Annotated in this window: 28 protein-coding genes; 16 read left to right on the forward strand and 12 right to left on the reverse strand. The window is 66.2% G+C overall.

Annotated elements, in window-relative coordinates; all coding sequences use genetic code 11:
• The first annotated feature begins 90 nt into the window (after nt 1-90).
• The 3 genes from srp19 to LPA44_RS06200 are packed head-to-tail and all read left to right on the forward strand — an operon-like array spanning nt 91 to nt 1,639.
• On the forward strand, nt 91-372 hold the full coding sequence (srp19, locus tag LPA44_RS06190) for a signal recognition particle subunit SRP19 (RefSeq protein WP_230888717.1): 282 nt from the start codon (nt 91-93) through the stop codon (nt 370-372).
• A complete protein-coding gene (locus tag LPA44_RS06195; RefSeq protein ID WP_230888718.1) occupies nt 372-599 on the forward strand; it encodes an H/ACA ribonucleoprotein complex subunit GAR1 in 228 nt (75 codons plus the stop codon). The genes srp19 and LPA44_RS06195 overlap by 1 nt, the downstream gene beginning before the upstream one ends.
• Before the next feature lie 47 nt (nt 600-646).
• On the forward strand, nt 647-1,639 hold the full coding sequence (locus LPA44_RS06200; protein WP_230888719.1) for a presenilin family intramembrane aspartyl protease PSH: 993 nt from the start codon (nt 647-649) through the stop codon (nt 1,637-1,639).
• A gap of 144 nt (nt 1,640-1,783) precedes the next feature.
• Here the strand turns inward: LPA44_RS06200 and LPA44_RS06205 are convergent, their stop codons facing one another.
• Together LPA44_RS06205 and LPA44_RS06210 are read right to left on the reverse strand one after the other, a co-directional pair.
• Nucleotides 1,784-2,782, reverse strand: a complete 999-nt coding sequence (locus LPA44_RS06205) for an ornithine cyclodeaminase family protein (protein ID WP_230888720.1) — start codon at nt 2,780-2,782, stop codon at nt 1,784-1,786.
• A 41-nt stretch (nt 2,783-2,823) separates the two neighbouring features.
• On the reverse strand, nt 2,824-3,036 hold the full coding sequence (locus LPA44_RS06210) for a hypothetical protein (protein WP_230888721.1): 213 nt from the start codon (nt 3,034-3,036) through the stop codon (nt 2,824-2,826).
• A 136-nt stretch (nt 3,037-3,172) separates the two neighbouring features.
• On the opposite strand from LPA44_RS06210, the gene LPA44_RS06215 reads away from it, so the two are divergent.
• The gene (locus tag LPA44_RS06215) at nt 3,173-4,390 is read left to right on the forward strand and encodes an MFS transporter (protein ID WP_230888722.1); all 1,218 of its coding nucleotides are present in this window, start codon (nt 3,173-3,175) and stop codon (nt 4,388-4,390) included.
• Between the two features lie 9 nt (nt 4,391-4,399).
• On the opposite strand, the gene LPA44_RS06220 is transcribed toward LPA44_RS06215, so the two are convergent.
• Both LPA44_RS06220 and LPA44_RS06225 read right to left on the reverse strand, forming a co-directional pair.
• Entirely contained in the window at nt 4,400-4,798 is a 399-nt protein-coding gene (locus LPA44_RS06220; RefSeq protein ID WP_230888723.1) for a DUF3054 domain-containing protein, read from the reverse strand.
• 23 nt (nt 4,799-4,821) lie between these two features.
• Complete coding sequence (locus tag LPA44_RS06225; protein WP_230888724.1) at nt 4,822-5,415, reverse strand: class I SAM-dependent methyltransferase; 594 nt, start codon at nt 5,413-5,415, stop codon at nt 4,822-4,824.
• Nucleotides 5,416-5,474: 59 nt separating this feature from the next.
• Here LPA44_RS06225 and LPA44_RS06230 point away from each other — a divergent pair, with 59 nt between their 5' ends.
• The 6 genes from LPA44_RS06230 to LPA44_RS06255 all read left to right on the forward strand — a co-directional run bounded on the left by LPA44_RS06230 (nt 5,475) and on the right by LPA44_RS06255 (nt 8,655).
• Nucleotides 5,475-6,053: a GNAT family N-acetyltransferase gene (locus tag LPA44_RS06230; RefSeq protein WP_230888725.1), complete on the forward strand. Its 579-nt coding sequence runs from the start codon at nt 5,475-5,477 to the stop codon at nt 6,051-6,053.
• A 31-nt stretch (nt 6,054-6,084) separates the two neighbouring features.
• The gene (locus tag LPA44_RS06235; RefSeq protein ID WP_230888726.1) at nt 6,085-6,297 is read left to right on the forward strand and encodes a hypothetical protein; all 213 of its coding nucleotides are present in this window, start codon (nt 6,085-6,087) and stop codon (nt 6,295-6,297) included.
• A gap of 38 nt (nt 6,298-6,335) precedes the next feature.
• Nucleotides 6,336-7,319 carry a flap endonuclease-1 gene (fen, locus tag LPA44_RS06240; protein ID WP_230888727.1) on the forward strand — a complete coding sequence of 328 codons (984 nt, stop codon included), beginning with the start codon at nt 6,336-6,338 and terminating at the stop codon, nt 7,317-7,319.
• Between the two features lie 46 nt (nt 7,320-7,365).
• Nucleotides 7,366-7,623, forward strand: a complete 258-nt coding sequence (locus LPA44_RS06245) for a BolA family protein (RefSeq protein ID WP_230888728.1) — start codon at nt 7,366-7,368, stop codon at nt 7,621-7,623.
• Between the two features lie 158 nt (nt 7,624-7,781).
• Nucleotides 7,782-7,967: a hypothetical protein gene (locus LPA44_RS06250; RefSeq protein ID WP_230888729.1), complete on the forward strand. Its 186-nt coding sequence runs from the start codon at nt 7,782-7,784 to the stop codon at nt 7,965-7,967.
• The gene (locus LPA44_RS06255; RefSeq protein ID WP_230888730.1) at nt 7,960-8,655 is read left to right on the forward strand and encodes a hypothetical protein; all 696 of its coding nucleotides are present in this window, start codon (nt 7,960-7,962) and stop codon (nt 8,653-8,655) included. Before LPA44_RS06250 ends, LPA44_RS06255 begins: the two co-directional genes overlap by 8 nt.
• 15 nt (nt 8,656-8,670) lie before the next feature.
• Here the strand turns inward: LPA44_RS06255 and LPA44_RS06260 are convergent, their stop codons facing one another.
• The 4 genes from LPA44_RS06260 to LPA44_RS06275 form a co-directional block, all read right to left on the reverse strand.
• On the reverse strand, nt 8,671-9,816 hold the full coding sequence (locus LPA44_RS06260; protein ID WP_230888731.1) for an ABC transporter ATP-binding protein: 1,146 nt from the start codon (nt 9,814-9,816) through the stop codon (nt 8,671-8,673).
• Nucleotides 9,817-9,906: 90 nt separating this feature from the next.
• Nucleotides 9,907-10,848, reverse strand: a complete 942-nt coding sequence (locus tag LPA44_RS06265) for a carbohydrate ABC transporter permease (RefSeq protein ID WP_230888732.1) — start codon at nt 10,846-10,848, stop codon at nt 9,907-9,909.
• Nucleotides 10,845-11,888, reverse strand: a complete 1,044-nt coding sequence (locus LPA44_RS06270; protein ID WP_230888733.1) for a carbohydrate ABC transporter permease — start codon at nt 11,886-11,888, stop codon at nt 10,845-10,847. Before LPA44_RS06270 ends, LPA44_RS06265 begins: the two co-directional genes overlap by 4 nt.
• Nucleotides 11,889-11,895: 7 nt before the next feature.
• Nucleotides 11,896-13,053 carry an ABC transporter substrate-binding protein gene (locus LPA44_RS06275; RefSeq protein WP_442903368.1) on the reverse strand — a complete coding sequence of 386 codons (1,158 nt, stop codon included), beginning with the start codon at nt 13,051-13,053 and terminating at the stop codon, nt 11,896-11,898.
• A gap of 693 nt (nt 13,054-13,746) precedes the next feature.
• On the opposite strand from LPA44_RS06275, the gene LPA44_RS06280 reads away from it, so the two are divergent.
• Nucleotides 13,747-15,156: a class II fumarate hydratase gene (locus tag LPA44_RS06280; protein ID WP_230888735.1), complete on the forward strand. Its 1,410-nt coding sequence runs from the start codon at nt 13,747-13,749 to the stop codon at nt 15,154-15,156.
• Nucleotides 15,157-15,218: 62 nt separating this feature from the next.
• Here the strand turns inward: LPA44_RS06280 and LPA44_RS18225 are convergent, their stop codons facing one another.
• From LPA44_RS18225 to LPA44_RS18235, 3 genes are all read right to left on the reverse strand, one after another.
• Nucleotides 15,219-15,452 (reverse strand): hypothetical protein, encoded by a 234-nt coding sequence (locus LPA44_RS18225; RefSeq protein WP_330166486.1) that lies wholly within the window; start codon nt 15,450-15,452, stop codon nt 15,219-15,221.
• A 69-nt stretch (nt 15,453-15,521) separates the two neighbouring features.
• Nucleotides 15,522-15,917, reverse strand: a complete 396-nt coding sequence (locus tag LPA44_RS18230; RefSeq protein ID WP_330166487.1) for an SGNH/GDSL hydrolase family protein — start codon at nt 15,915-15,917, stop codon at nt 15,522-15,524.
• Between the two features lie 51 nt (nt 15,918-15,968).
• Nucleotides 15,969-16,235 (reverse strand): hypothetical protein, encoded by a 267-nt coding sequence (locus LPA44_RS18235; protein ID WP_330166488.1) that lies wholly within the window; start codon nt 16,233-16,235, stop codon nt 15,969-15,971.
• A 98-nt stretch (nt 16,236-16,333) separates the two neighbouring features.
• Here LPA44_RS18235 and LPA44_RS06290 point away from each other — a divergent pair, with 98 nt between their 5' ends.
• From LPA44_RS06290 to gatE, 3 genes are read left to right on the forward strand one after another with little or no spacing between them, the layout of a single operon-like run.
• Nucleotides 16,334-16,819, forward strand: coding sequence for a PH domain-containing protein (locus LPA44_RS06290; protein ID WP_230888736.1), 486 nt, complete (start codon nt 16,334-16,336; stop codon nt 16,817-16,819).
• A complete protein-coding gene (locus LPA44_RS06295) occupies nt 16,816-18,282 on the forward strand; it encodes a PH domain-containing protein (protein WP_230888737.1) in 1,467 nt (488 codons plus the stop codon). Before LPA44_RS06290 ends, LPA44_RS06295 begins: the two co-directional genes overlap by 4 nt.
• Nucleotides 18,283-18,335: 53 nt before the next feature.
• A complete protein-coding gene (gene gatE, locus LPA44_RS06300) occupies nt 18,336-20,204 on the forward strand; it encodes a Glu-tRNA(Gln) amidotransferase subunit GatE (RefSeq protein WP_230888738.1) in 1,869 nt (622 codons plus the stop codon).
• Here gatE and LPA44_RS06305 read toward each other — a convergent pair whose 3' ends face one another.
• Nucleotides 20,205-20,690 (reverse strand): Lrp/AsnC family transcriptional regulator, encoded by a 486-nt coding sequence (locus LPA44_RS06305; RefSeq protein ID WP_230888739.1) that lies wholly within the window; start codon nt 20,688-20,690, stop codon nt 20,205-20,207.
• A 169-nt stretch (nt 20,691-20,859) separates the two neighbouring features.
• On the opposite strand from LPA44_RS06305, the gene LPA44_RS06310 reads away from it, so the two are divergent.
• Together LPA44_RS06310 and LPA44_RS06315 are read left to right on the forward strand one after the other, a co-directional pair.
• A complete protein-coding gene (locus LPA44_RS06310; protein ID WP_230888740.1) occupies nt 20,860-21,792 on the forward strand; it encodes a DMT family transporter in 933 nt (310 codons plus the stop codon).
• A gap of 48 nt (nt 21,793-21,840) precedes the next feature.
• Nucleotides 21,841-22,293, forward strand: coding sequence for a MaoC family dehydratase (locus LPA44_RS06315; protein ID WP_230888741.1), 453 nt, complete (start codon nt 21,841-21,843; stop codon nt 22,291-22,293).
• Nucleotides 22,294-22,354 lie beyond the last annotated feature (61 nt).

A 22,354-nucleotide genomic window follows, 5' to 3' on the forward strand; every position in this document is an offset into this window, starting at 1 on the left:
CTGGGGGCGCTCCACTCGCTCGTTTCGTGGCCTCACTTCGTTCGGCCACGCGTCCGATACCGTTTAAGGGCGCGACCTGCTAGCCGACGTATGGTCGAGAACGTCATCTGGCCCGCGTACTTCGACGCGACGCTGTCGCGTCGCGAGGGCCGCCGCGTCCCCGAATCCCTCTCCGTCGAAGACCCGACGGTTGACGAGGTCGCGACCGCCGTCCAACAGGTGGGCTACGACGCGGTCGTCGAACGCGACGTCGCGTACCCGCGCCAGCACTGGGAGGACTCCGGGCGCGTCCTCGTGAAGGGTGCCGACGACGCCGGGAAGTCCGACCTCCTGCAGGCCGTCGCGGCGTACGTGACGGCGCTGCGCGAATAATGGAGCGCGCCGGCGACGTCGTCCGTACCGCGCAGAACGTCGCAGTCGTGCGCTGCGAGAGCGACGACCACCCCGACATCGGGGCTGTAGTCGTCGACCAAAACCTCGACGAAGTCGGGCGCGTCGTCGACGTCTTCGGGCCGGTCGAACGCCCCTACCTCTCGGTCACGCCCAACGAGGGCGTCCACCTCCCGGTGCTGGTCGGCCAGACGCTGTACATTCGGTAGGTCGGCGAGTCGCAAAGCCAAAGCACGGGCGGGCCGACTGCCCGGGCATGAAGGATTCGCTGCGCGGCGTCCCGGTGCTCGTGGGCGTCGTCGCGCTGTTTCTCGTCGTGCAGTTCGGCGCGCTCGCGCTCCTTGAACCGTTCGAGAGCGCCGGCCTCCAATCCACCGAGAACCCCCAAAACCCGCTGAACAGCATTTTCTACGTCGCGTTCCTGCTGGTTGCGACGGCTGGTATTCTGCTGGTCATCAAGTACGACCAGCAGTGGATTCTGCGCGGGTTCATCCTGTTCACGAGCGGGTTCATCGCGACGTACGTGTTCGGGGTCGTGCTCCCGACGGTCGAGCTCGCGGGGGTGGACCTCGCGACCTACGGGCCGGCAGTCGCGCTCGTCGTCGCGCTGTACGTCTACCCGGAGTGGTGGGTCATCGACAGCGCAGGCGCCATTCTCGGAATGGGCGCGGCGGCATTGTTCGGCATCAGTTTCGGGATTCTGCCGGCACTCGTCTTGCTGACGGCGCTAGCCGTCTATGACGCCATCAGCGTCTACGGCACCGAGCACATGCTCACGCTCGCGGAAGGCGTGATGGAACTTCGACTCCCCATCGTGTTGGTTGTGCCGGCGACGCGCGGCTACTCGTTCCTCGAAGAAGCCGACGGCGACGCCGAAGTCGTCGAGGAAGAAGACATCGAGGGTGACGAGGAGAGCGAATCCGAGGAGCGCCAACTCGAAGGCGTCGACGAGGAGGAACGCGAGGCGTACTTCATCGGGCTCGGGGACGCCGTGATGCCGACGATTCTCGTCGCAAGCGCGGCACATTTCCTCGACACGCCCGTCGTATTCGGCGTGGAGTTGGCGGCGCTAACCGCGATTGTCGGGACCCTAATCGGGCTGCTCGTCCTGATGCGGATGGTGTTCGCGGGTCGTGCGCACGCCGGTCTCCCGCTGCTGAACGGTGGCGCTATCGCGGGCTACCTGGTGGGTGCAGTCGCAGCGGGCATCCCACTCGTGGAAGCGCTCGGGCTCGCGCCGTACGTCTAAGCGCGCTGAAGTCGCGACTAGTCGGGGCGAACAGGTGGCGAAACGAAGTCACGGAGCGGGCCACCACGCTCCCGCCGAACCGCTCCGCGCAACTCGTCAAGTCACGGGACCCGGTGGTCCCGCTCTCGTACTTCAACCTTCGTCCTACTCGCCAGTGAGCGCCTCGCTCGCGGGCGCGAACTCGATGTCGGTGCCGAGGCCGCGCTCGCTTGCGCGCTCATAGAGCATGTACGCGGCCGCGGCAGTCTCGATGCCCGTGCCGCCGCTGTCGAAAACGGTCACGTCATCGGCGGCAACGCGACCGGGCGCGTTCCCGGCGACCACGTCGCCGAGCTCAGCGTGGACGTGGTCCTCCGTGACAACGCCCTCCTCGAGCGCGTGGATGAACGAGCCGGCGTCCTGCGTGACGCGGTCGCGGAGGTCGGGGACGTAGACCGCGCGCTCGATGGTTTCGGCGTCGAGTTCGTGCTTCTCGGGGTGGTATTGTCCCATCGCTGTAACGTGCGTGCCGTCCGCGAGGTCCGCACTGTCGAAGACAGGTTCACTCGCGTTCGTCGCGGTGACGACGACGTCTGCGCCCTCGACGGCCGCGGTACTGGACGAGACAGCCTCGACAGAGATGGCGAGGTCGTCGTCCATCTCTGCGGCGAACGCTTCGCGGTTGGCTTCAGTCGGCGAGAACACGCGCACTTCTTCGAAGTCTCGGACTGTGGCGGTCGCGCGGAGTTGGCCGCGGGCTTGCGCGCCACTTCCGATGACGGCGAGCGTACTGGCGTCCTCGCGGGCGAGCGCGTCGACGCCAACCGCGCCCGTCGCACCGGTCTTGAACGGGTTCATGCGCGCGCCGTCGACGATGGCGAGCGGTTCGCCGGTGTCGGCGTCGAACAGCGGCGTGACGAACCACGCGTCGGCGTCCGCGAAGCCCGCGCTGTACATGTAGCCCCCCATCGCGCCGGTCTCGGGCAAGACAGCGGCGTACGCGGTAAACATGCCGGGCGGGGACTCGTTGAGGAGTTTCGTGCGCGGCTTGGCGGGCGCGCCCTCGCCGCGTTGTCGGTACGCGTCGCGGACAGCATCGACGTAGTCGGCTGGGTCGGCGAGCCCTGCGACGTCGTCGTCAGAGAGGAACAGCGTCTCGGTCATACGCGCCGTTTCGGCGGTCGCGTAGAAAAGGCTCGTGGGAGTTAGTCTGCGGACTCGTAGCCGGGGTCGGCGTGCCGCTCGGTCACCGACGCGGGGTCGTTGACGAACAGCCCGTGCGCGGTCAGCGCGGTCGCCACGACTGCACCGAGCGTGAGCGCCACGGTGAGGTCGACGCCCACCGCGTAGAGGCCGCCCGCGAGCCCGATCAGCGAGAGCGGGAGCGCCGCGAGCAAGGCGTCGTAGTAACTGCTCATGGTCACCTGGTACGTCTGCGCGCAGCCACATAATAGTTTGGTGCTGGTTTTGCGTATTATCTGCATAAGTTATAGCACTCAGCTGCCGGAGGCCACACGCCTATAACGCTGACAGGCGATTCTGCGCCTGTACACAGTGAACCGGAACGACCGATCTATCGTCGGACTCGTGGCGCTCGCACACGCCATGGTCCACACGTACGAACTCTCCATCCCGATTCTCATCCCGCTGTGGCTGGACACGTTCCCGGTCGGCCAGGGCACGATCGGCCTCGTCGTCGCTGCAGGCTACGCGCTGTTCGGCCTCGGCGCGCTCCCCGGCGGCATCCTCTCGGACACCGTCGGCTCGCGCCGGCTCATCGCGGGCTGCCTGTTCGGCATGGCCGCGTCGTTCGCCCTACTGTCGGTCGCGCCCTCCATCCTCGTCGTCGCGCTCGCGCTCGTCTGCTGGGGGGTCGCCGCCAGCGTCTACCACCCCTCGGGGCTGTCGCTCATCTCCACGGGCGTCGAGGACCGTGGCGACGCCTTCGCGTACCACGGCATCGCCGGCAACGTCGGCACCGCCGCCGGCCCGCTCGCGGTCACGCTCCTGTTGCTCGTAGCGGACTGGCGGGTCGTCACCGCGCTGCTCGCCGTGCCCGCCGTCGTCGCGGGACTCGTCGCCCTCCGCGTGCGTTTCGACGAACACGCTGCCGTCACCGCTACCGACGGCGGCGACTCGAAAGCCAGCGTCGGCGTCTCCTCGGTGAGCGAGTTCCTCGCCGAATCGAAACTCCTGCTCGCCGGACCGTTCGTCGCCGTCTTCGTCATCGTCATGCTGAGCGGGCTCTACTACCGGGGCATCCTCACGTTCCTCCCCGACCTGCTCTCCGAGCTGCCCGCGTTCGCACCCGTCCAGTTCGCCGGCCGCGAACTCGAGCCGTACCGCTACGCGTACGCCGGCCTGCTGATGGTCGGCGTCGCCGGGCAGTACGCCGGCGGGAAACTCACCGAGCGCATCCCGACCGAGCGCGGCATCGGCATCACGTTCGCCGCGCTCGCGGTGCTCGCCGTCGTCTTCCTCCCGGCCGCGAACGCCGGACTCCTGCCGCTGCTGGTGGTCGGCGCACTCCTCGGGTTCACGCTGTTCGTCATCCAGCCGATGTACCAGGCGACCGTCGCCCAGTACACGCCCTCGGGGACGCGCGGGCTCTCCTACGGCTACACCTACCTCGGCGTGTTCGGCGTCGGCTCCGCCGGCTCCGCGATGGCGGGGAGCATCCTCGAATACTCGAACGCGACCGTGCTGTTCGGCGTGCTCGCGGTGCTCGCGCTCGGCGGTGCGAGCATCGCAGCCGTGCTCGCCGCCCGGTAGCGGCACCTTCTAGCTACGGTAGTCGACGATTACGAGCGTGAGGAATCGCGCGACGGTGAGCGCTATCGTGCCGAACACGAGCGCGACGACGAAGAACTGGAGGTCGGCGTTCCCCGGGAAGAACGGTGTGCCGCGCAGCAGTTGCGCGAGGAAGTCTGCGCCCAGCCACGACGCCGCGCCGTACAACAGCGCGGCGCGCGTGGACTCGCGGACGCTGGCGTCGTAGCCGCCCGCGAACGGCGCGACGACCACCCAGCCCACGACGAACGGCACGAGCACGCCGGCGTACCGCTGGGCAGTCAGCGAGCCGTGGGAGAGCGTCCCCACGAGCACGAACGCGAAGATGGCCAGCAGGTCACCCGGCAGGAATCGAACGACCGCGCGCGGGTCGGCGTCGTAGAGGTCCATGTCGGAGCCTTCGGAACGAGGGACTATGTTGGTCCCGGTTCGACGCCGACGACGGTGTACGCGAACCCGCGGTTGAGCACGCGAGCATCCAGTCCTGTTTTCTCCATCCGCGTAGCGAGGTCGTCGGGCGCGTCGAACGACGAGTGGAACGCGACGGCGTGCTCGGCAGCGACAAGCAGGCGGCCTCGCAGCGTCTCTGGATTGAAGTCGCGGACGACGAGCACGCCACCGGGTCGAAGAACGCGCTTTGCTTCCGCGAGCGCGCCGTCTCGGTCGGGGAAGTGGTGGAGCGCGTCCACGATAGTAATCGCGTCCACGCTGTCGTCGCGGTACGGGAGTGCGGCGGCGTCGCCGCGAACTGCTGGCAGTCCGCTCTCGCGGGCTTCCGCCAGCATTCGCGCGCTGGCGTCGACGACCGTGACGTCCCGGCCTGCGACCTCGGTGGTGTCCCGAGCGAGCGCACGAGCCGCGCGCCCCGTGCCACCGCCGACGTCGAGCACACACTCGACCGGGCGCTCGGCTGCCGCCAGCCCCGCTGCGAGGTCGCCGCGGTCCGCGGCCGGCATCACGAGGTCGTACACCGGCGCGAACCACTCGAAGTACTGGACGTCGTGCATACACCTGCCTTCGGCCCGCAGGCACGCAACTCTTTGCCCTCGCCATCCAACCGACGGGCGTGCAGTACGCGGTACTCGGTGGTCCCGACGACGGCCCGACGCTCCGCCTCGACTGGCGGGCGTTCAGCTACGCCGGGAAGTTCGTGATGTCGAACACCGGGAAAGCGATAGCGTTCGAGGGCGCGCCGCTGGCCGAGCGCACGAACTGGCCGCCGGCGGCCCGCGACGCCGACGACCCGGTTGCGGATATTGTGGGTGCTGTCTCGTTCAACGACGACCGCACCGACTCCGGGACGGCGTGGCTGCGGTACGTCACGGTGCGCGAGGACCGCCGCGGCGACGGCATCGGCGCACGCCTCTGTGCGTTCGCGGCCGACCACCTGCTTGCTGACCACGAGCGCGTTAAGATTGCAGTGAACAACCCGTTCGCGTACGAAGCGCTCCACAAGGCCGGATTCGGGTTCACGGGCGAGGAAACCGGCATCGCGGAGTTAGTGCTGGAGCGTCCCTGCACGGACCGCGCGGCGCGCTATCAGAACGGCCTCGACGTCTACCGCGAACGCGACCTCTCCGAGGAAGAAGCGGCGTTTCTCGACCAGAGAACCGGCAGTAGACCGCCCGAGCGAGTGGACTCGTAGCTTTTTCCAGGTCCGGCCCGGACCTTCTCTCGTGACGCTGCTCTCGACGGCCCTGCTCGCGCTCGGTGCAGTCCACCTCGTCGCCGGGATTCCACTGCTGCTCGCGCCCGGATTCGTGCGTACCAGCCTCCCGGAGCGGTACGCCGAGGCGGTCGGCAACCGCGGTGAGTGGCGTGGCTTCGGTGCGGGCGTGACCAGTATCGGCATCTCCTTGTTGCTCATTGGGAACGGCATCGCGTCGTAGCTCAACGGTTAAATCCGGGGGCCGCCTACGGGCGCGTAATGGGTAACGCGGACCTCCGGCAGCTCGCGGTCATCGAGGAGGTTCCCTTCGACGAATTGGAGGGGGACGTGGTGGCCGTGGACGCGCACAACTGGCTGTACAAGTACCTCACGACGACGGTGCAGTGGACCAGCGAGAGCATCTACACGACCAGCGAGGGCATCGAGGTCGCGAACCTGGTGGGCATCGTGCAGGGCCTGCCGAAGTTCTTCGAGCACGACCTCACGCCGATTTTCGTCTGGGACGGCGGCGTCACGGAACTCAAAGACGAGGAAGTCGAGGCGCGCCGCGAGCAGCGCGAGCGCTACGAGGAAGAACTCGAAGAAGCACGCGAAGCGGGCGAGGCAATCGAGGCCGCGCGCTTGGAAGCCCGCACGCAGCGGCTCACGGAGACCATCCACGAGACCTCCCGCGAACTCCTAGAGCTGCTGGACGTGCCACAGGTCGAAGCGCCCGCGGAGGGCGAGGCGCAGGCCGCGCATATGGCGCGCGTTGACGACGATGTCGACTACGCGGGCAGCGACGACTACGACTGCCTGTTGCTCGGCGCGCCCGTGACGCTCCGCCAACTCACGAGCAAGGGCGCGCCCGAGCGCATGGACTTCGAAGCAACGCTCGACGAGCACGACCTGACGTGGGAGCAACTCGTGGACGTCGGTATCCTCTGTGGCACGGACTTCAACGAGGGCATCACGGGCTTCGGTCCGAAGACCGCGCTGAAGGCCATCCACGAGCACGGCGACCTCTGGAGTGTCCTCGACGCCGAGGGCGAGCACATCGAGTACGCCGACCGCATCCGCGAGCTGTTCTTGAACCCGGACGTCACCGACGACTACGACCTCAATCTGGAGCCGTCGCCGGACATCGACGCAGCGCGTGAGTACGTAATCGAGGAGTGGGAGGTCGACGCTGCGGAACTCGAACGTGGGTTCTCCCGCATCGAGGACAGCGTCGTCCAGACCGGGCTCGACCAGTGGACCTGACGCCGGGACCCACGGGCTTTTCTCGCCGGCTCACCGAATAGAGAGTATGGACCTGACGTTCGCGGATATCGAAGCCATCATCGAGGACGAGATTCCAGACGCCGAGGCGACTATCTCGCGGATGCGCGGCGATCACGACGACGACCACCTCGCGGCCACCGTCGTCTCGCCCGCCTTCGAGGGCAAGCGCCTCGTCCAGCAACACCAGCTCGTCTACGATGCCCTCGACGAACACATGACTGAGGAGATTCACGCACTGGAGTTGTCGACGTACACGCCCGAGGAGTACGAAGAGCACGCCTGAGGTCGCTGACGTCGGTGACTACGCCGTCCAGCCGGACTACTTGCTCGCCGCACGCCTTCGCGACGGCAATCGTGGCCAGCGTGGCGCGCTCTCGAACCACCGTACCCCGACGATGGTTGCTTCCGAAGCGTTAGGAGGATAGGTTGATAGGGTCCGGTATGGAGACTCGACCACTCGAACCAACACGCGCGGGCACGACGGAAATCGGGCCCGGAACCTGGAAGATGGGTGGCGACTGTCGCGACGCGGACGAAACGCAGGTGCGGGCTGTCCGAGCAACGCTGGGGGCGAACGTCGACTGCCTCGGCGCCGTCGGCGTTCGCGGCGACGGGCGGGGTGAGTGAGTTGTTCGTCGACGCGCTCCGATACCCAATCCAAGACCGGACGCGATTGGACGGGACAGCCAAGTGCCTCGTCTGCCTCCTGCTCGCTGGAATCCTCTTCCGAATCGCGGCTCGCATCTGGCCCGACTGGGCGTTTCTCGCCCCGCTCGTGGTCGCGGTCGTCCCGGCGGCTGGGTTCTTCGGCCTCGTTGGCGGCGTCCTCTCTGGAGCGGAGTTCCCCGACCTCCTGACGCGTTCCACGGCGACGTTCGCTCGGCGGCTGCTCGCTGTCTCGGCCGTCTACCTCCTACTGCCGGTGCTCGCCATCGTCGCGACGGGCTATGTAATCGGGAGCGGAGCCGTCCCCGCCGAAATCGGCGGCATCACGGCGGCGACGCTGGCGACGGTCGCCCTACTGCTCACCATCGTCTGCAGTTACCTGCTGCCCGCGGCAGCCGTTTCTGGAATTGAGGACGGAGTCCGTGCGGGGCTCCGCCGGGAGGCGCTCCGTGGAACTGCCTCGGGGGCGTACTTCCTCGCGTGGGTTGGCGCGATCGTCCTCGTCGTCGTCTCGTGGAGCGTGCTCGCGACGGTGGCTACACGGAGTCTTGCCGCGGTCGTGGCCCTCGCGTGGTTCTCGTACGCGCACGTCGCCGCCGCGGCACTCCTCGCCGAGGGAGTCGAGCGAACGCGGTACTGGCAGCGGTGAAGGGGAGAAAAGCGGCTATTCGAGGTCGATCGTTTCGGCGTCGTCCAGCGAGCGGTTGTGGAGTGCGTCGCCGGTCGCACGGTCGAAGATGTGAATCGCGTCTTCGGGAATCTGCGCGATGACCTCGTCGCCTTCGGGGACACGAGTGAAGCCGTCAGTCGACGCGATGAGCGTCTCGGCGTCCTCGCCGGCGTCGGGGTCGAACTGGAGGTAGACGGTGTTTTCGTCGCCCATCGGTTCGATGACGTCGACGACCGTTTCGAAGTCGTGGTCGCCGCTCGCGCTCTCGACCAGTTCGATGTCTTCGGGACGGATGCCCAAGACGAGGTCAGTCGTGTCGCCGAGGTTCGCCTGAACGTCGGAACTGATGGGGTACTCGAAGGAGTCGCCACGCAGGACGCCGTCCTGCAGCGTCACGTCAAAGAAGTTCATCGACGGCTCGCCGAGGAAGCCAGCAACGAATTTGTTCGCTGGCTTGTGGTAGCACTCCAACGGCGTGCTGATCTGCTGGAGTCGACCGTCGTTGAGGATGGCGATGCGGTCCCCCATCGTCATCGCCTCGGTCTGGTCGTGCGTCACGTAGATCGTCGTCACGCCGAGGTCGTCCTGGAGCCGCTGGAGCTCGGTGCGCATCTGTGCGCGGAGCTTCGCGTCGAGGTTCGACAGCGGCTCGTCCATCAGGAACACTTCCGGGTCCCGGACGATTGCGCGACCGAGGGCGACGCGCTGCTGCTGGCCGCCCGAGAGTTCGCTCGGCTTTCGGTCGAGCAACTCGGAGATGCCGAGCAGTTCGCCGGTCTCGGAGACCATCTGCTGAATCTCGTCGTCCGGAATGTCGGTGGACTCCTCCAGCCCGAACGACATGTTCTCACGGACGGACATGTGGGGGTACAGTGCGTACGACTGAAACACCATCGCGATGTTCCGGTCCTGTGATTTCACGTCGTTGATGACGCGGTCTGCCAGCGAGAGGGTCCCGGAGGTAATCGACTCCAGTCCCGCGATCATCCGCAGCATCGTCGACTTGCCGCAGCCCGAGGGGCCGACCACGACGAGGAACTCGCCGTCGTCGACCGACGCCGAGACGTCGTCGACAGCGACGATTTCGTCGTTCCCGTCCTGGAATACCTTCGTTACCGAGTCGAGTTCAAGCGTTGCCATATCTGTGAGTTGTGATGGAAAGGTCGTTCGCGCGCCACACACCTATCTCTTCCGCGAGGTCGCCGGAGCCGCGAGCGGCGGCAGAACGGCTCACGCCGCCACCCCCTCGGCGAACTCGTCGCCGAAGAAGATGTAGACCGCCAGCGTCGGCAACGCCGCGAGGAACGCTCCAGCCATCCGGAGCGCGAAGTCCTGGCCCTCCAGCGAGGACCCGAGGCCGGCAAGGATCAACACGACCGGTGCAGCCGGGCTCGACTCTGTCGCGACTAGTACCAGCGTGAACAGCAGGTCGTTCCAGATCTGCGTGAACTGGTAGATGAGGACGACCGCGAACATCGGCCCCGACAGCGGGAGCACGATGCGGCGGTAGACCCGACGGAGTGACGCGCCGTCGAGTCGCGCCGACTCGATCATCTCCTCACTCAGGTTCGTGTAGTACGTCCGGAATAGGAGCGTACACATGGGAATCCCGTACGCGACGTGAGTGACGATCAGTTCGATGATGCCAGCGTAGTCGTTGGGGATGCCCAGCGCCCAGACGAACGACAGCAGGCTCGTGAGTTCGACCCACTGCGACCAGAACTGGGTCAGCGGCACCAGCACGGCCTGGTACGGGATGAAGATGCCCGCGATGATGATTGCGAGCAGCGGGGCCTTGTACGCCTGCTTCCAGTTCGGAATCGTGAGTCCGTACGCCATCAGACTCCCGACGACCGCCGAGATGACCGTCGCCGGCACGGCGTACAGCAGGCTGTTGCCCATTCCGCGCAGCAGCGCGTCGACGGCCGCCTGCCACTTCGCCAGCGTGAACCCACTCGGTCCCGGGGGCGCGAACGGCGCCGTCTCGATGACCGCGGTTCCGGTCTTGAACGAGGTGACTAGTCCGGACTCGATCGGGACGAGGTAGAAGGCCGCCATCACGAGCAGCACGACGTACAGTCCGACGTCTTCTACCGTCGTCTGTTCGAGGTTCTGGCGGATTCGGGCCGTCACCGCCGCGTCGCCGTCCGTTCGAGATTCGGTGTCGCTCATAGGTTGTCCCTCCGGTATTCGTAGACGAGGTACGGGCCGATGACGCTGAGCGCCATCGCGAACAGGACGATGGCAATCGCGGACCCGTACGCCCAGTTGAGGTTTGCGTACGCTTCACGGACCATCTTTGTCGCCAGGATGTCCGCACCGTTCGGTGGTCGATAGCCGCCAACCAGCGAGTAGAGGAAGTCGAAGGCCTTCATCGCGAACACCATCAGCACGACAGCGGCGCTGATGGTCGCACCCTTCAACTGTGGGATGATGACTCGCCAGTACATCTTCATGGTCGACGCGCCGTCGACCTTCGCAGCCTCGTAGTGCTCGCTGGGTATCGCTCGGAGGCCCGCGAGATACACGACCATCGCGTACCCCGAGAACTGCCACATCAGCGCGAAGATGATTGCTGGGAGGACGACTGCCTGGTTCCCCAACCAGCTCACTGGGCCGAGCCCGAACACGCCGATGACGCTGTTGACGATACCGTTGTTGTAGTTGTACATCCACAACCAGAACTGTGCGGTCACCACGAACGAGAGGCTCATCGGCAGGAGGTAGATCGTCCGGAACGAGTTCTCGAACCGGATTCCCCTGTCGATGAGAATCGCCAGTACGAGCCCAACCACGAGCGTCACTCCGGTGAATCCGATGAGCAGGACGAATGTGTTGATCGCAGCGTCGATGAATCCTGGATCACCGAGCGCCCGCGCGTACATCTCGAAGTCGAGGTTCGAGTAGTCCGGTGCGTTCGCGAACCCCCGGTAGTCGGTCAGCGAGATTAGCAGGTTCCAGATGATCGCCCCGTAGACGAACAGCGCCATCAGCAGGAACGGCAGCAGCCAGAAAACGGAGGATTCGGTGAAGTCGCTACCGAAGCGACTATTCAGGGCCTCGGTAACCCGGCCGACGGGTCCCGGGTCCGACCCCGAGTCCGGCTGCCGGGCGGATTCTTCGCTCACGACGCCGCCGTCGGGGCGGACCTCCTCGTCGGCCCGGGACGACGGGCTGAGAGCGGCGAACAACCGACGGAGATTGTCGAACATGCGGCGGTTAGTTCGATACGGCGTCCAGGAACCCCTGCGTGGCCGCGTCGACGTTGTACGGGCCAGTGAACTCCGAGGAGATGACCTCGTTGAGCTGGCTCATCTTCTGGGAGGAGACTGCGAGGCCGTGCTGGAGCGTCGGCGGTCGGTGCTCCGCGTTCGCGAAGTCCTCGGCCGTCTCCTGGAGGTACGGACCGAATTCGTCCATACTCACGTCGGTTCGGGTCGGGATGGACCCCTTGTACTGGTTGAACGCAATCTGGGCCTCCTGGCTGCCGACGAACCCCTCCCAGATTTTCGAGGCTTCCGGGGTCGGATTGTTCGCGGGGTAGAGGAACGAGTCGAAGTGCACCGTGTACATGTTCTCCGTTCCCGGGAACGTCTTGAATCCCCAGTCGTCGTTGTAGTCGAAGTTCTCCGCGTTCCGGAACGCACCAGCGGCCCAGTTGCCCTGATGGATGAACGCCGCGTTGCCGTTGATGATGTTCTGGTTGGACGCGGTCAGGTTGAGCGAGGCCGCGTCGTCGCTGATGTAGTTCTCCAGCATCTCCGCGGTCGTCTCGAAGGCCGACCGGACGGCGCTCTCCGAGCCGTTACCCTCGACGAAGTCCATGTACGGCTGGTACCCTTCCTGCCCGAGCATCACGGCGGCCCACAGCTGGGTCGTCGTCCACGTGCCGGACATTGCGTGGGTCATCGGCACCGCGTCGGTCTCGTTGGCGACCGTCTCGAAGGCGTCCAGGAGCGCCGAGAGGCTGGTCAGCGAGTCCACATCGACGCCTGCCTCTTCGACGACCGAGGTGTTGTAGAACAGGCAGTTGAGGCGGTGCGAGCCGAGCGGGACGGCTCGGTAGCTGCCGTTCATCTGGTGGAGGTCGATTGCCTCTTGAACCATCACGTCCTCGAAGTTGTTCTCCTCCCAGACGTCGTCGACGCTCCCGAGGACGCCCTCGTAGCGACGGAGGTTGGGGCCGGGCCAGTTCGCGAACGACCCGGGCGGGTCGTTGCTCTGGAGTCGGTTGGCCACGACTGCGTCGAGGTTCTGGTTCCCACCGCCACCAATGGGGCTCATGTCGAGGCCGACGTCGGGGTGTGCCTCTTCGAACGCAGTGGTCAGCGCTTCGGCCGCGCGGGCACCGTCGCCGCCCGTCCAGCCGTGGAGCACTTCGACCGGGCCGCTAACTTCGCCACCGCTCGTCGTGCCGCTCGCGGTGCCGTCGTTCGTCGTGCCGCTCCCACTGTCGCCACCACCGGTACAGCCAGCGATTCCGGCGAGAGCCGCAATACTGGCGCCTCGGATGAAGGTCCTTCTGGACCGTCCGCTGCCGCCTGACCGTTCGTCGTTGCCTTTGTGTGGCATGCATTCACGAATTAACCACAACTATAATAAAAGTTTGGAAAGAGTGGGTCCTGTCAAATATATAGATGGATTTGACTTAAATAACGCCCCCTCGATCATTCCGCCACGACCGGTTGCATCACGGGTCATTCCGACGGCTGCAACTATAGACTTACGACGACCGGGAACTGATCACCGACGTTTTGTCTGCGCCCAGCAGAACCAGAGATTTCGACCAGATTGCCAAGAGCGCGGCTTCAAACCCGGAGCGTGAATCACAGAAGGTTCTCACCGATCTCGTCGGTTCACAGAGTGGCGCACTCAGAACGGTGGTTCTTCAAAGCGGGGCAAGTGGACAGCAAGCACTCCTACAGAGGCGAGGTAGCTTGCATGCCGGTCTGGGAGAGGTTGTACGCAACTCCTCAAGTGGAAGCTCTGGTCGCAGGGCATCACGTTCGCACGGTCCCAGCCGGGATCGATTCGGTGGGTTTTACGCGCCGGCACTTCGTCCCCCCGAGTATGGGAGACGACTACCGAACCGAACGCGACAGTCTCGGCGAAATCGAAGTTCCCGCGGACGCGTACTGGGGCGCACAGACCCAGCGCGCCGTCGAGAACTTCCCCATCTCGGACAGCACGTTCGGGCGGCGCTTCGTGCGTGCGCTCGGCGTCGTGAAGAAGGCCGCCGCGCAGGCGAACAACGACCTCGGTTTGGTCGACGACGAGAAAGCCGACGCCATCGTCGAAGCCGCTGACGAAGTCATCGAGGGCGAGCACGACGACCAGTTCCCCGTCGACGTCTTCCAGACCGGGAGCGGGACGTCTTCGAACATGAACGCCAACGAGGTCATCGCGAACCGCGCCGCCGAGATTCTCGGCGAGGAGGTCGGCGCGCGCGTCGTCCACCCCAACGACCACGTCAACTACGGCCAGTCCAGCAACGACGTCATCCCGACCGCGATGCACGTCGCCGCCCTGGAAGCCGTCGAGAAGGACGTCGAACCCGCGCTCGAACTGCTCGCCGACGCCCTCGACCAGAAGGCCGACGAGTTCGACGGCGTCGTCAAGACCGGCCGCACGCACCTCCAGGACGCCACGCCCGTGCGCCTCGGCCAGGAGTTCGGCGGCTACCGGACGCAGGTCGAGAAGGGGATCGAGCGCGTGCGCGACGTGAAAGCCCACCTCTCGGAGCTCGCGCTCGGCGGCACCGCGGTCGGCACCGGACTCAACACGCATCCCGAATTCCCCGAGAAGGCTGCCGCGTACATCTCGGAGGAGACCGGCGTCTCCTTCCGCGAAGCGGACGACCACTTCGAGGCCCAGGCCGCCCACGACGCGATGAACGAGGCCCACGGCGCGCTCCGCACGGTCGCGGGCTCGCTGAATAAGATTGCCAACGACCTCCGCCTGCTCGCGTCCGGGCCGCGCAACGGCCTCGGGGAGATCGAGCAGCCCGAGAACCAGCCCGGCTCCTCGATTATGCCCGGGAAAATCAACCCCGTGGTGGCTGAAGCTGTCAATCAGGTCCACAAGCAGGTCGTCGGCAACGACGCTGCCGTGAACGCGGGTGCCGTCGAGGGTCAGCTCGACCTCAACCTCTACAAGCCGGTGCTGGCGCACAACTTCCTTGAATCCTCGAAGGTCATCGCGAACGCCAGCGTCGCGTTCGCGGAGAAATTCGTGGCGAAGCTCGAAGCCAACGAGGAGTACTGCGAGGAGCAGGTCGAGCGCTCGATGGCGCTGGCGACCGCGCTTAACCCCGCTATCGGCTACGACAAGGCTAGCGAGGTCGCGAAGGCCGCGCTTAAGGAGGGTAAGTCGGTCAAGGAGGTCGTCGTCGAGAAGGGCTACCTCTCCGAGTCGGAAGCCGAGGACGTCCTCGACCCAGAGAAGATGACCCACCGCGGCATCCTCTCGGGCGACGACTGACGACACAGGACGGCAGCTAGTCGAGAGCAGTATTTTTGCGGCGCGTTGGCCGGCGCTCGCAGTTAGACGTCGAGACGCTGGGATAGTTCGTCGCCGATACGTTTCATGCCGTAATCCCCGGGGTGGAGCAGGTCCGCGGCCAGCTCGGAGAGCGGCAGTAGTTCGGGGCTCTCGACGAGCGAGAGGTTGCCGTGGGGTGATTCCTCGACAATGGTGCGCAACGTCTCTCGGTACGCTATGGCGTGTTCGGCGTCGCCTGATTCGGTCACGTCGTCGCAGTACGGGAACAGCGTCACGCACGTAATCGGCTTCTCTGGATGGGCGGCCGTGATGGTATTGACGAGGTCGTCGGCGCGTTCGTGGAACTACTCGGGTGAGAAGCCGCCGGAGGACGCCATGTTGACCGAGATGGCGAGTGTCGCGACGTCCCAGTCGTCGCGGGCGGCGATGTGCTCGGTCATCGCGGCCTCACAGTATGCGGACCCGGAGCAGCCGAGGTTCAGCGCGTCGACCCCGCAGTTGCGCGCGACGGTGGTGACGTAGTCAGTGTGTGGGACCGACGCCGCGGCGCCCTCGGTAATCGACGTCCCGTACGCGAGATACCGCTGGTCGGGAAGTTCGTCGACGGTGGGCGGCCGGCAGTCGCCGGTGACGTCGTGGACGGCGATAGCCTGGTAGCGGTCGAGTTGGATGCGGCAGACGCACGGGTCGAACCGGCCGGTCTCATCACTGGACGCGAGCTCCTGGAGTCGCTCGCGCACGCGGAACGTCAGCGTCTCGGGATCGGTGCCGACTCCGGTCGGCTCCCACGGCTAGAACTCCCCCCAGAACGTGTGAATCTCGGTCGGCTCGGACGCGGACAGGGACAGCGTCACCTCGACTTCGGCGTCGTCGGTGTGCGGGACGAATCTGACCTCGCTGTCGGTCGGATGGCCCACGCGGTCGCGGGCCATGTCGTTCAAGCCGTCGCTCACTGCGGTGGGAACGCGGCAGAGTCGGTCGCCGCCGTCGGCCCACTCCGCTGAGACCGTCTCCGCGACGTTGTACAGCGAGACGGACGGAAACTTCGCTACCTCCATGTCCCCCTCGTCTGGAGGGGCCACGTGAGTGTGTCGGAGTCCCGTCTCGTCGATTCAGCCCGCCCACCTTCTTGTACCCGCGTTTCGATGACCGACGCATGGAACGACTCGACTCCCGCGTCCGCCTCATCTGGTTCCTCCGCGTGTTCGTCGGTTCCGTCGTCGCCGGCGTCATCGCAGCCATCGTGACGGGATTCGTCGACAGCGTGACCGTCTCTCCCCTCCTCGTCGGCGGCAGCGTGTTCGCTGTCCTCCTCGTGCTCGGCGCCATCCACGTCGTCCTCAGGTATCGAGCGTGGCGCTTCGAGGTCCGCGAAGACACCCTCTACATCGAGCGCGGCGTGCTCGTGAACGTCCGCACGGTCGTCCCGTTCGTGCGCGTCCAGCACGTCGACGCCCGCCGCGGCCCAATCGAACGCGCGCTCGGGCTGAGTAGCGTCGTCGTCTACACGGCTGGGTCCCGTGGAGCGGACGTCTCGATTCCGGGACTGGTCGCCGAGCGCGCCGACGACGTCCAGGAGACGCTGCGACGCCTCGCAATCGAGAGCGAGCCCGAGACCGGCGATGCCGGGGATGCAGTGTGAAACTCCACCCGCTGTCGATTCCCGTCCGCGTCGTCTCGCGCGCCGTTGGCATCGTGTGGGCGTTTATCTTCGCGGGCTTCGCGCTCGCGGGCGGCGACCCGCTGTTGCTCAGCGGCGTCGTCGTGCTCGCGGTCGTCGTGCTCGCGGGGCTCGCGGGCTACGAGGTGGCGTACTACCGGCGCTTCGACTACGAACTCACCGACGAGAGCCTCGACATTTCCTCGGGAGTGTTCTCGCGGCGCGACCGAGAGATTCCGCTGCGTCGCGTGCAGAACGTCGACGTGACGCGGTCGTTCGTCGCGCGGCTGCTCGGCATCGCGGTCGTCGACGTGGAGACGGCGGGCGGCGGCGGCACCGAGGCGAACCTGCGGTTCGTTGGCGGTGAGGAAGCCGACCGCCTGCAGGAAGCGATTCGAGCGAAGCGCGCTGCACTCCAACGCGAGGAAGGCGAGGAGGGCGAAACCGAGGAAGCGGAAGCCGCGGCGTCGGCGGGCGGCGAGACACTGTTCGAGCTCTCGGACCGCGACCTCGTGCTGTACGGCGCGCTCTCGTTCGACCCGCGGCTGGCGTCCGGCGTGGTCGCGCTCGCGACGTTCCTCGCGCCCACGTTCGGTGACCGCATCTCGCTGTCTGGACTCGGCATCGCCGCTATCGTCGGCTTTGCGGTCGTCGCCGCGCTCGCGCTGTGGGCGGCATCGGCGGTCGCGCGCATCGTCCAGTTCTACGGCTTCCGGCTGCGTCGGGTCGGCGACGACCTGCGCTACGAGCGCGGCTTGCTCTCGCGGCACGACGGCACCATTCCGCTATCGAAGCTCCAGACGGTCGCCGTCGAGGAGAACGTCCTGATGCGGCGCTTCGGCTTCGCGTCGCTGGCCGTCGAGACCGCTGGCTACGCGCCCGGTAGTCAGCCCAGCGGCGGCTCGGAAGCAGCCATCCCGATTGCGCCCCGCGAAGACGTGCTTTCGCTGGCGCAGACGCTCGAACCGTTCCACGACTTCGAGGTCGAACGGCCGCCCGAGCGCGCTCGCAAGCGCTACGTCCGTCGGTACCTGCTCGTGGGCCTCGCGGTGGTCGCCGCAGGGTTCCTCGTCGACCAGTTCCTCACGAGCGTCCCGTGGTACGCGGCTGGCGTGTTGCTCCTGCTGGCGTGGCCCGCCGCACGGCTCACGCACCGCCACCGAGGCTACGAAGTCGGCCCGGACCACGTCGTTACGCAGGGCGGGTTCTGGAACCGCAGCACGCGCATTGTGCCCTACCGCCGCATTCAGACGGTCATCCGACGGCAGACGGTCTTCCAGCAGCGCTGGCGGCTCGCGACGGTTATCTTCGACACCGCCGGTTCCCGCTCAATATCGGCGGGTGACGCCGCGGCGCTGGACCGCGACGAGGACGACGCCGACAGCATCGCGGTGGCTGTCCGCGACCGCGTCCTCGACGTCATCTACGAGCGCGACCGGAAGTAGTCGGGACGACAGACTGAACGGTTTTTTATCGTTCGCCCGCACACGACCACGTAATGACCGAGTTCGACTATGACGAGCTGGGACTCGTCGCCGGGCTGGAAATCCACCAGCAACTGGACACGGCGACGAAGCTGTTCTGCGAGTGCCCGACGGAACTCCGCGAGCCCGAGGAGGCCGAGCGTACGTTCACGCGCTACCTCCACCCAACGCGCTCCGAATTGGGCGAAATCGACGAGGCCGCCCTCGAAGAGAGCAAGGTCGAACGGGAGTTCGAGTACCTCGCGTACGACACAACGTGTCTCGTCGAGGAAGACGACGAACCACCCCACCGTCTCGACGAGGAAGCCCTCGGCACGGCGCTGGAAATCACGCAACTGCTGGACATGGACCCGGTCGACCGCGCGCACGTGATGCGGAAGGTCGTCATCGACGGGTCGAACACCTCTGGGTTCCAGCGGTCAACGCTCCTCGCCCACGACGGCGAAATCGAGACCAGCGAGGGTCCTGTCGGCATCGAGGACCTGATGCTCGAAGAGGAGTCCGCCCAGCGTGTGGAGGAACGCGAGGGCGGCGTGCAGTTCTCGCTGGACCGCCTCGGCATTCCGCTCGTTGAGATTGGCACGAAGCCGGACATCTCGACGCCCGAGCAGGCACTGGAGGCCGCCGAGCGCATCGGGATGTTGCTGCGCTCGACGGGGAAGGTCAAGCGCGGGCTCGGGACGATTCGCCAGGACGTCAACGTCTCCATCGCGGAGGGCGCGCGCGTGGAGATGAAGGGCGTTCAGAGCCTCGGCGACATCGACGACCTGGTGCGCGAGGAGGTCCGTCGACAGGTCGAACTCGTGGACATCGCCGACGAACTCCAAGATAGAGACGCCAGCGTCGGCGATACGCAGGACGTCTCCGACGTCTTCGCCGAGACGGGATCGGGCGTCATTCGGGGCGCGCTAGATGCTGACGGCGTCGTCTATGCGGTTCCCTTGTACGGCTTCGACGGGCTGGTCGGCCGCGAAGTCCAGGAGGGCCGCCGGCTTGGCACGGAGTTCTCCGACCACGCCAAGCGCCACGGCGCGGGCGGCCTCTTCCACACGGACGAACTGCCGGCGTACGGCGTCACCGAGGACGAAGTCGAAGCGCTTCGGGAGGCAGTCGGCGCGGACGAGAACGACGCGGTCGCCATCGTCGCGGACGAGCCGTCGGTGGCGACGGGCGCTATCGATGCGGTTGCGGAGCGTGCGGAGACGGCCATTGAGGGTGTCCCGGAGGAGACACGCGGCGCGAACGACGACGGCACGTCGGAGTACCTGCGGCCGCTGCCGGGCGCGGCGCGGATGTACCCCGAAACGGACGTGCCGCCCGTCGACCCCGACCCCTCGGAGGTCGAACCGCCGGAGCTGTTGACGGAAAAGGTCGAGCGGTACCAGGAGGACTACGACCTCGATGCGGGGCTCGCCGAGCAGGTCGCGTACGGCCGGCGGTGGCCGCTGTTCGAGGAGCGCGTCGAGGCCGGCGTGGATGCGACGCTCGCTGCGCAGACCTTGGAGTCGACGGTGACGGAGTTGCGCCGCGACGACGTACCCGTCGAGAATCTCACCGACGACCACTTCCGCGGCGTGCTGGACCTCGTGGCGGAGGGCGAGCTCGCCCAGGAGGGGGTTCCGGAGCTGTTGGCGGCGCTGGCCGAGCAGCCCGACCGGGAAGCCGCCGTCCTCGCGGAGGATCTCGGGCTCGGCTCCGCGGGTGAGGACGAAGTCCGCGAGGCGGTCGTGGAGGTCGTTGAACGGAACAGCGACCAGGTCGAGGAGGAAGGGATGGGCGCGTTCTCTGGGCTGATGGGTGAGTGCATGGGGGCGCTCCGCGGGAAGGCGGACGGTGACCTCGTCAGTGAGGTGCTGCGCGAGGAGATTCAGAAGCGCGCCTGACTATTCGTCGGCCAGTTCTTCGAGCAGCGTCTCCAGTTCGTAGCTCTGGAGCGGGCGTTGGGTGTCTTTCTGTCGGGCGATGACGAACGTGGAGTTCGTGCGGTCGACTTCGGGGATGGCTTCGAAGTCGGAGATGAGGCGTTCGACGTCGTCGGAGTGTGGGAGGCGTGCGAGCACCATGAAGTCGGTTTCGCCCATCGTGAAGAACGTCTGCGTGACGCCTTCGACGCCGCTGATTTTCTCGCCGACGTCTTCGTAGCTGCCCTCGTAGGAGGTGAGGACTTCGAGGACGACTGTCACGCCGAGGCCGAGTTCGTCGAGGTCGAGGTCGTAGAGGTCGTTCTCGACGACGCCCTGTTCGCGGAGGTTGTTGAGGCGGTAGTGGATAGTAGAGACGGGGATGTCGGTCTCCTCGTGGAGTTCCTCGGGGCTGCCGGTGCCGAGGTCGGAGATGGCTTTCAGGAGGCGTACGTCGCGTTCGTCCATGCCTGTCGGCATCGATAGGCGCGAGGATAAGCCTGTGGGAGTCGGCTACAACGTCCCCGGGAGAGGTTTGGCAGCGACACTAATGAACGACCGTTATATTGCTCTGTGAACTACCAACGGAGTCTTCTTTGAAGAAAACTCTAATATATCTCTGGCTGTTTGTAGAAATATGAGCTACCGACGTCCCCGGTTGGGCGTCTCCCCCGCGGCCGTGATGTTCCTCGCGCTCGCCGCCATCTGGGGGACTTCGTTCCCAGCCATCGAAATCGGGCTGCACACCGTACCAGCCCTCTCGTTCGCCGCCATCAGGTACAGCCTCGCAGGTCTCATCATTCTCGGATACGCCGCCTACGCCACCGACCGCTGGCGCCCCCGCGGCACCGAGGAGTGGCTCGCGGTCAGCGTCGCTGGCCTCCTCGTCATCGCCGTCTACCACGGCCTGCTGTACCTCGGCGAACTCCGCGTCTCCGGCGCCGTCGCGGCCATCGTTGTCAGCCTCTCGCCCGTGCTCACCGCCGGGCTGGCCGCCATCCTCCTTGACAGCGACATCGACCTCGTCGAAGGCCTCGGCCTATTTGCCGGATTCGCCGGCGTCGTCATCGTCGCCTCACCCGGCGGCGGTGGCACCGACCTGCTCGGCGTCGCGCTCGTCTTCGGCGGTGCCGTCGCGTTCGCGCTCGGCGCCGTCCTCGCGCGCCCGCTCTCGACGGACCTCCCCGTCGAGACGATGGAAGCGTGGGCGATGCTGCTCGGAGCCGCCGTCCTCTGGATTGGCGCGGGCGCCCGCGGTGAGTCCCTCGTCGGCGTCGAGTGGACGCTCCCCGCGCTCGCCAGCCTCGCGTACCTCACGCTGGTCGCGGGCTGCATCGGCTTCCTACTGTACTTCGAACTCCTCGACCGCATCGGCGCGACAGAACTCCACCTCGTCGGCTACCTCGAACCCGTCGTCGCCGCGCTGATGGCGTGGGCGCTGCTCGGACAGGTCGTCGACTCGCAGGCACTCGCAGGCTTCGCAGCCATCTTTGTCGGATTCGCTCTGCTCGAGCGCGACGTCCTCTTCGAAGCGGCCGTCACCACCGCCGACGCCGTCCGCTCCCACTAGTCGAAATCGTCCCCAACAGATATCGCAGTTCATTTCGAACCCCTCGACGTGACCGTCTACTTCGAAGACCTCGACGAGGGTGACGTCCTCGAATTCGGCACGTACGACGTCACCGAGGACGAAATCGTGGAGTTCGCCAAGCGCTACGACCCACAGTGGTTCCACACGCAGCCCGAGCGCGCTCGCGAGGAGTCGCACTTCGGCGACCTCGCGGCGTCTGGCTGGCACACCTGTGCGATGGCGATGCGGCTCGTCGTCGACGGCCACTACAGTGAGGCTGCCGGCCTCGGTGCGCTCGGCATCGAGGAACTCCGCTGGCCGAATCCGACCGCCCCGGGTGACTCGCTGTCGGTCACCGTCGAAATCACGGAAACACGACGCTCCGAGAGCGACCCGAGCCGTGGCATCGTCACGCTTGACCACACCGTCACCGACCAAGACGGCGAAGTCAAACTGGAGATGCGGCCGACGGTGATGTACGCGTGCCGAAACACCGAGTGACGGCCCGAACACAGTCGAATAGAGGAATAGGTAGAATAGCCGAGTGAGGTAGAATAGCCGC

It is taken from the genome of Halobacterium sp. KA-4 (genome assembly GCF_021028995.1).
GTDB lineage: Archaea > Halobacteriota > Halobacteria > Halobacteriales > Halobacteriaceae > Halobacterium.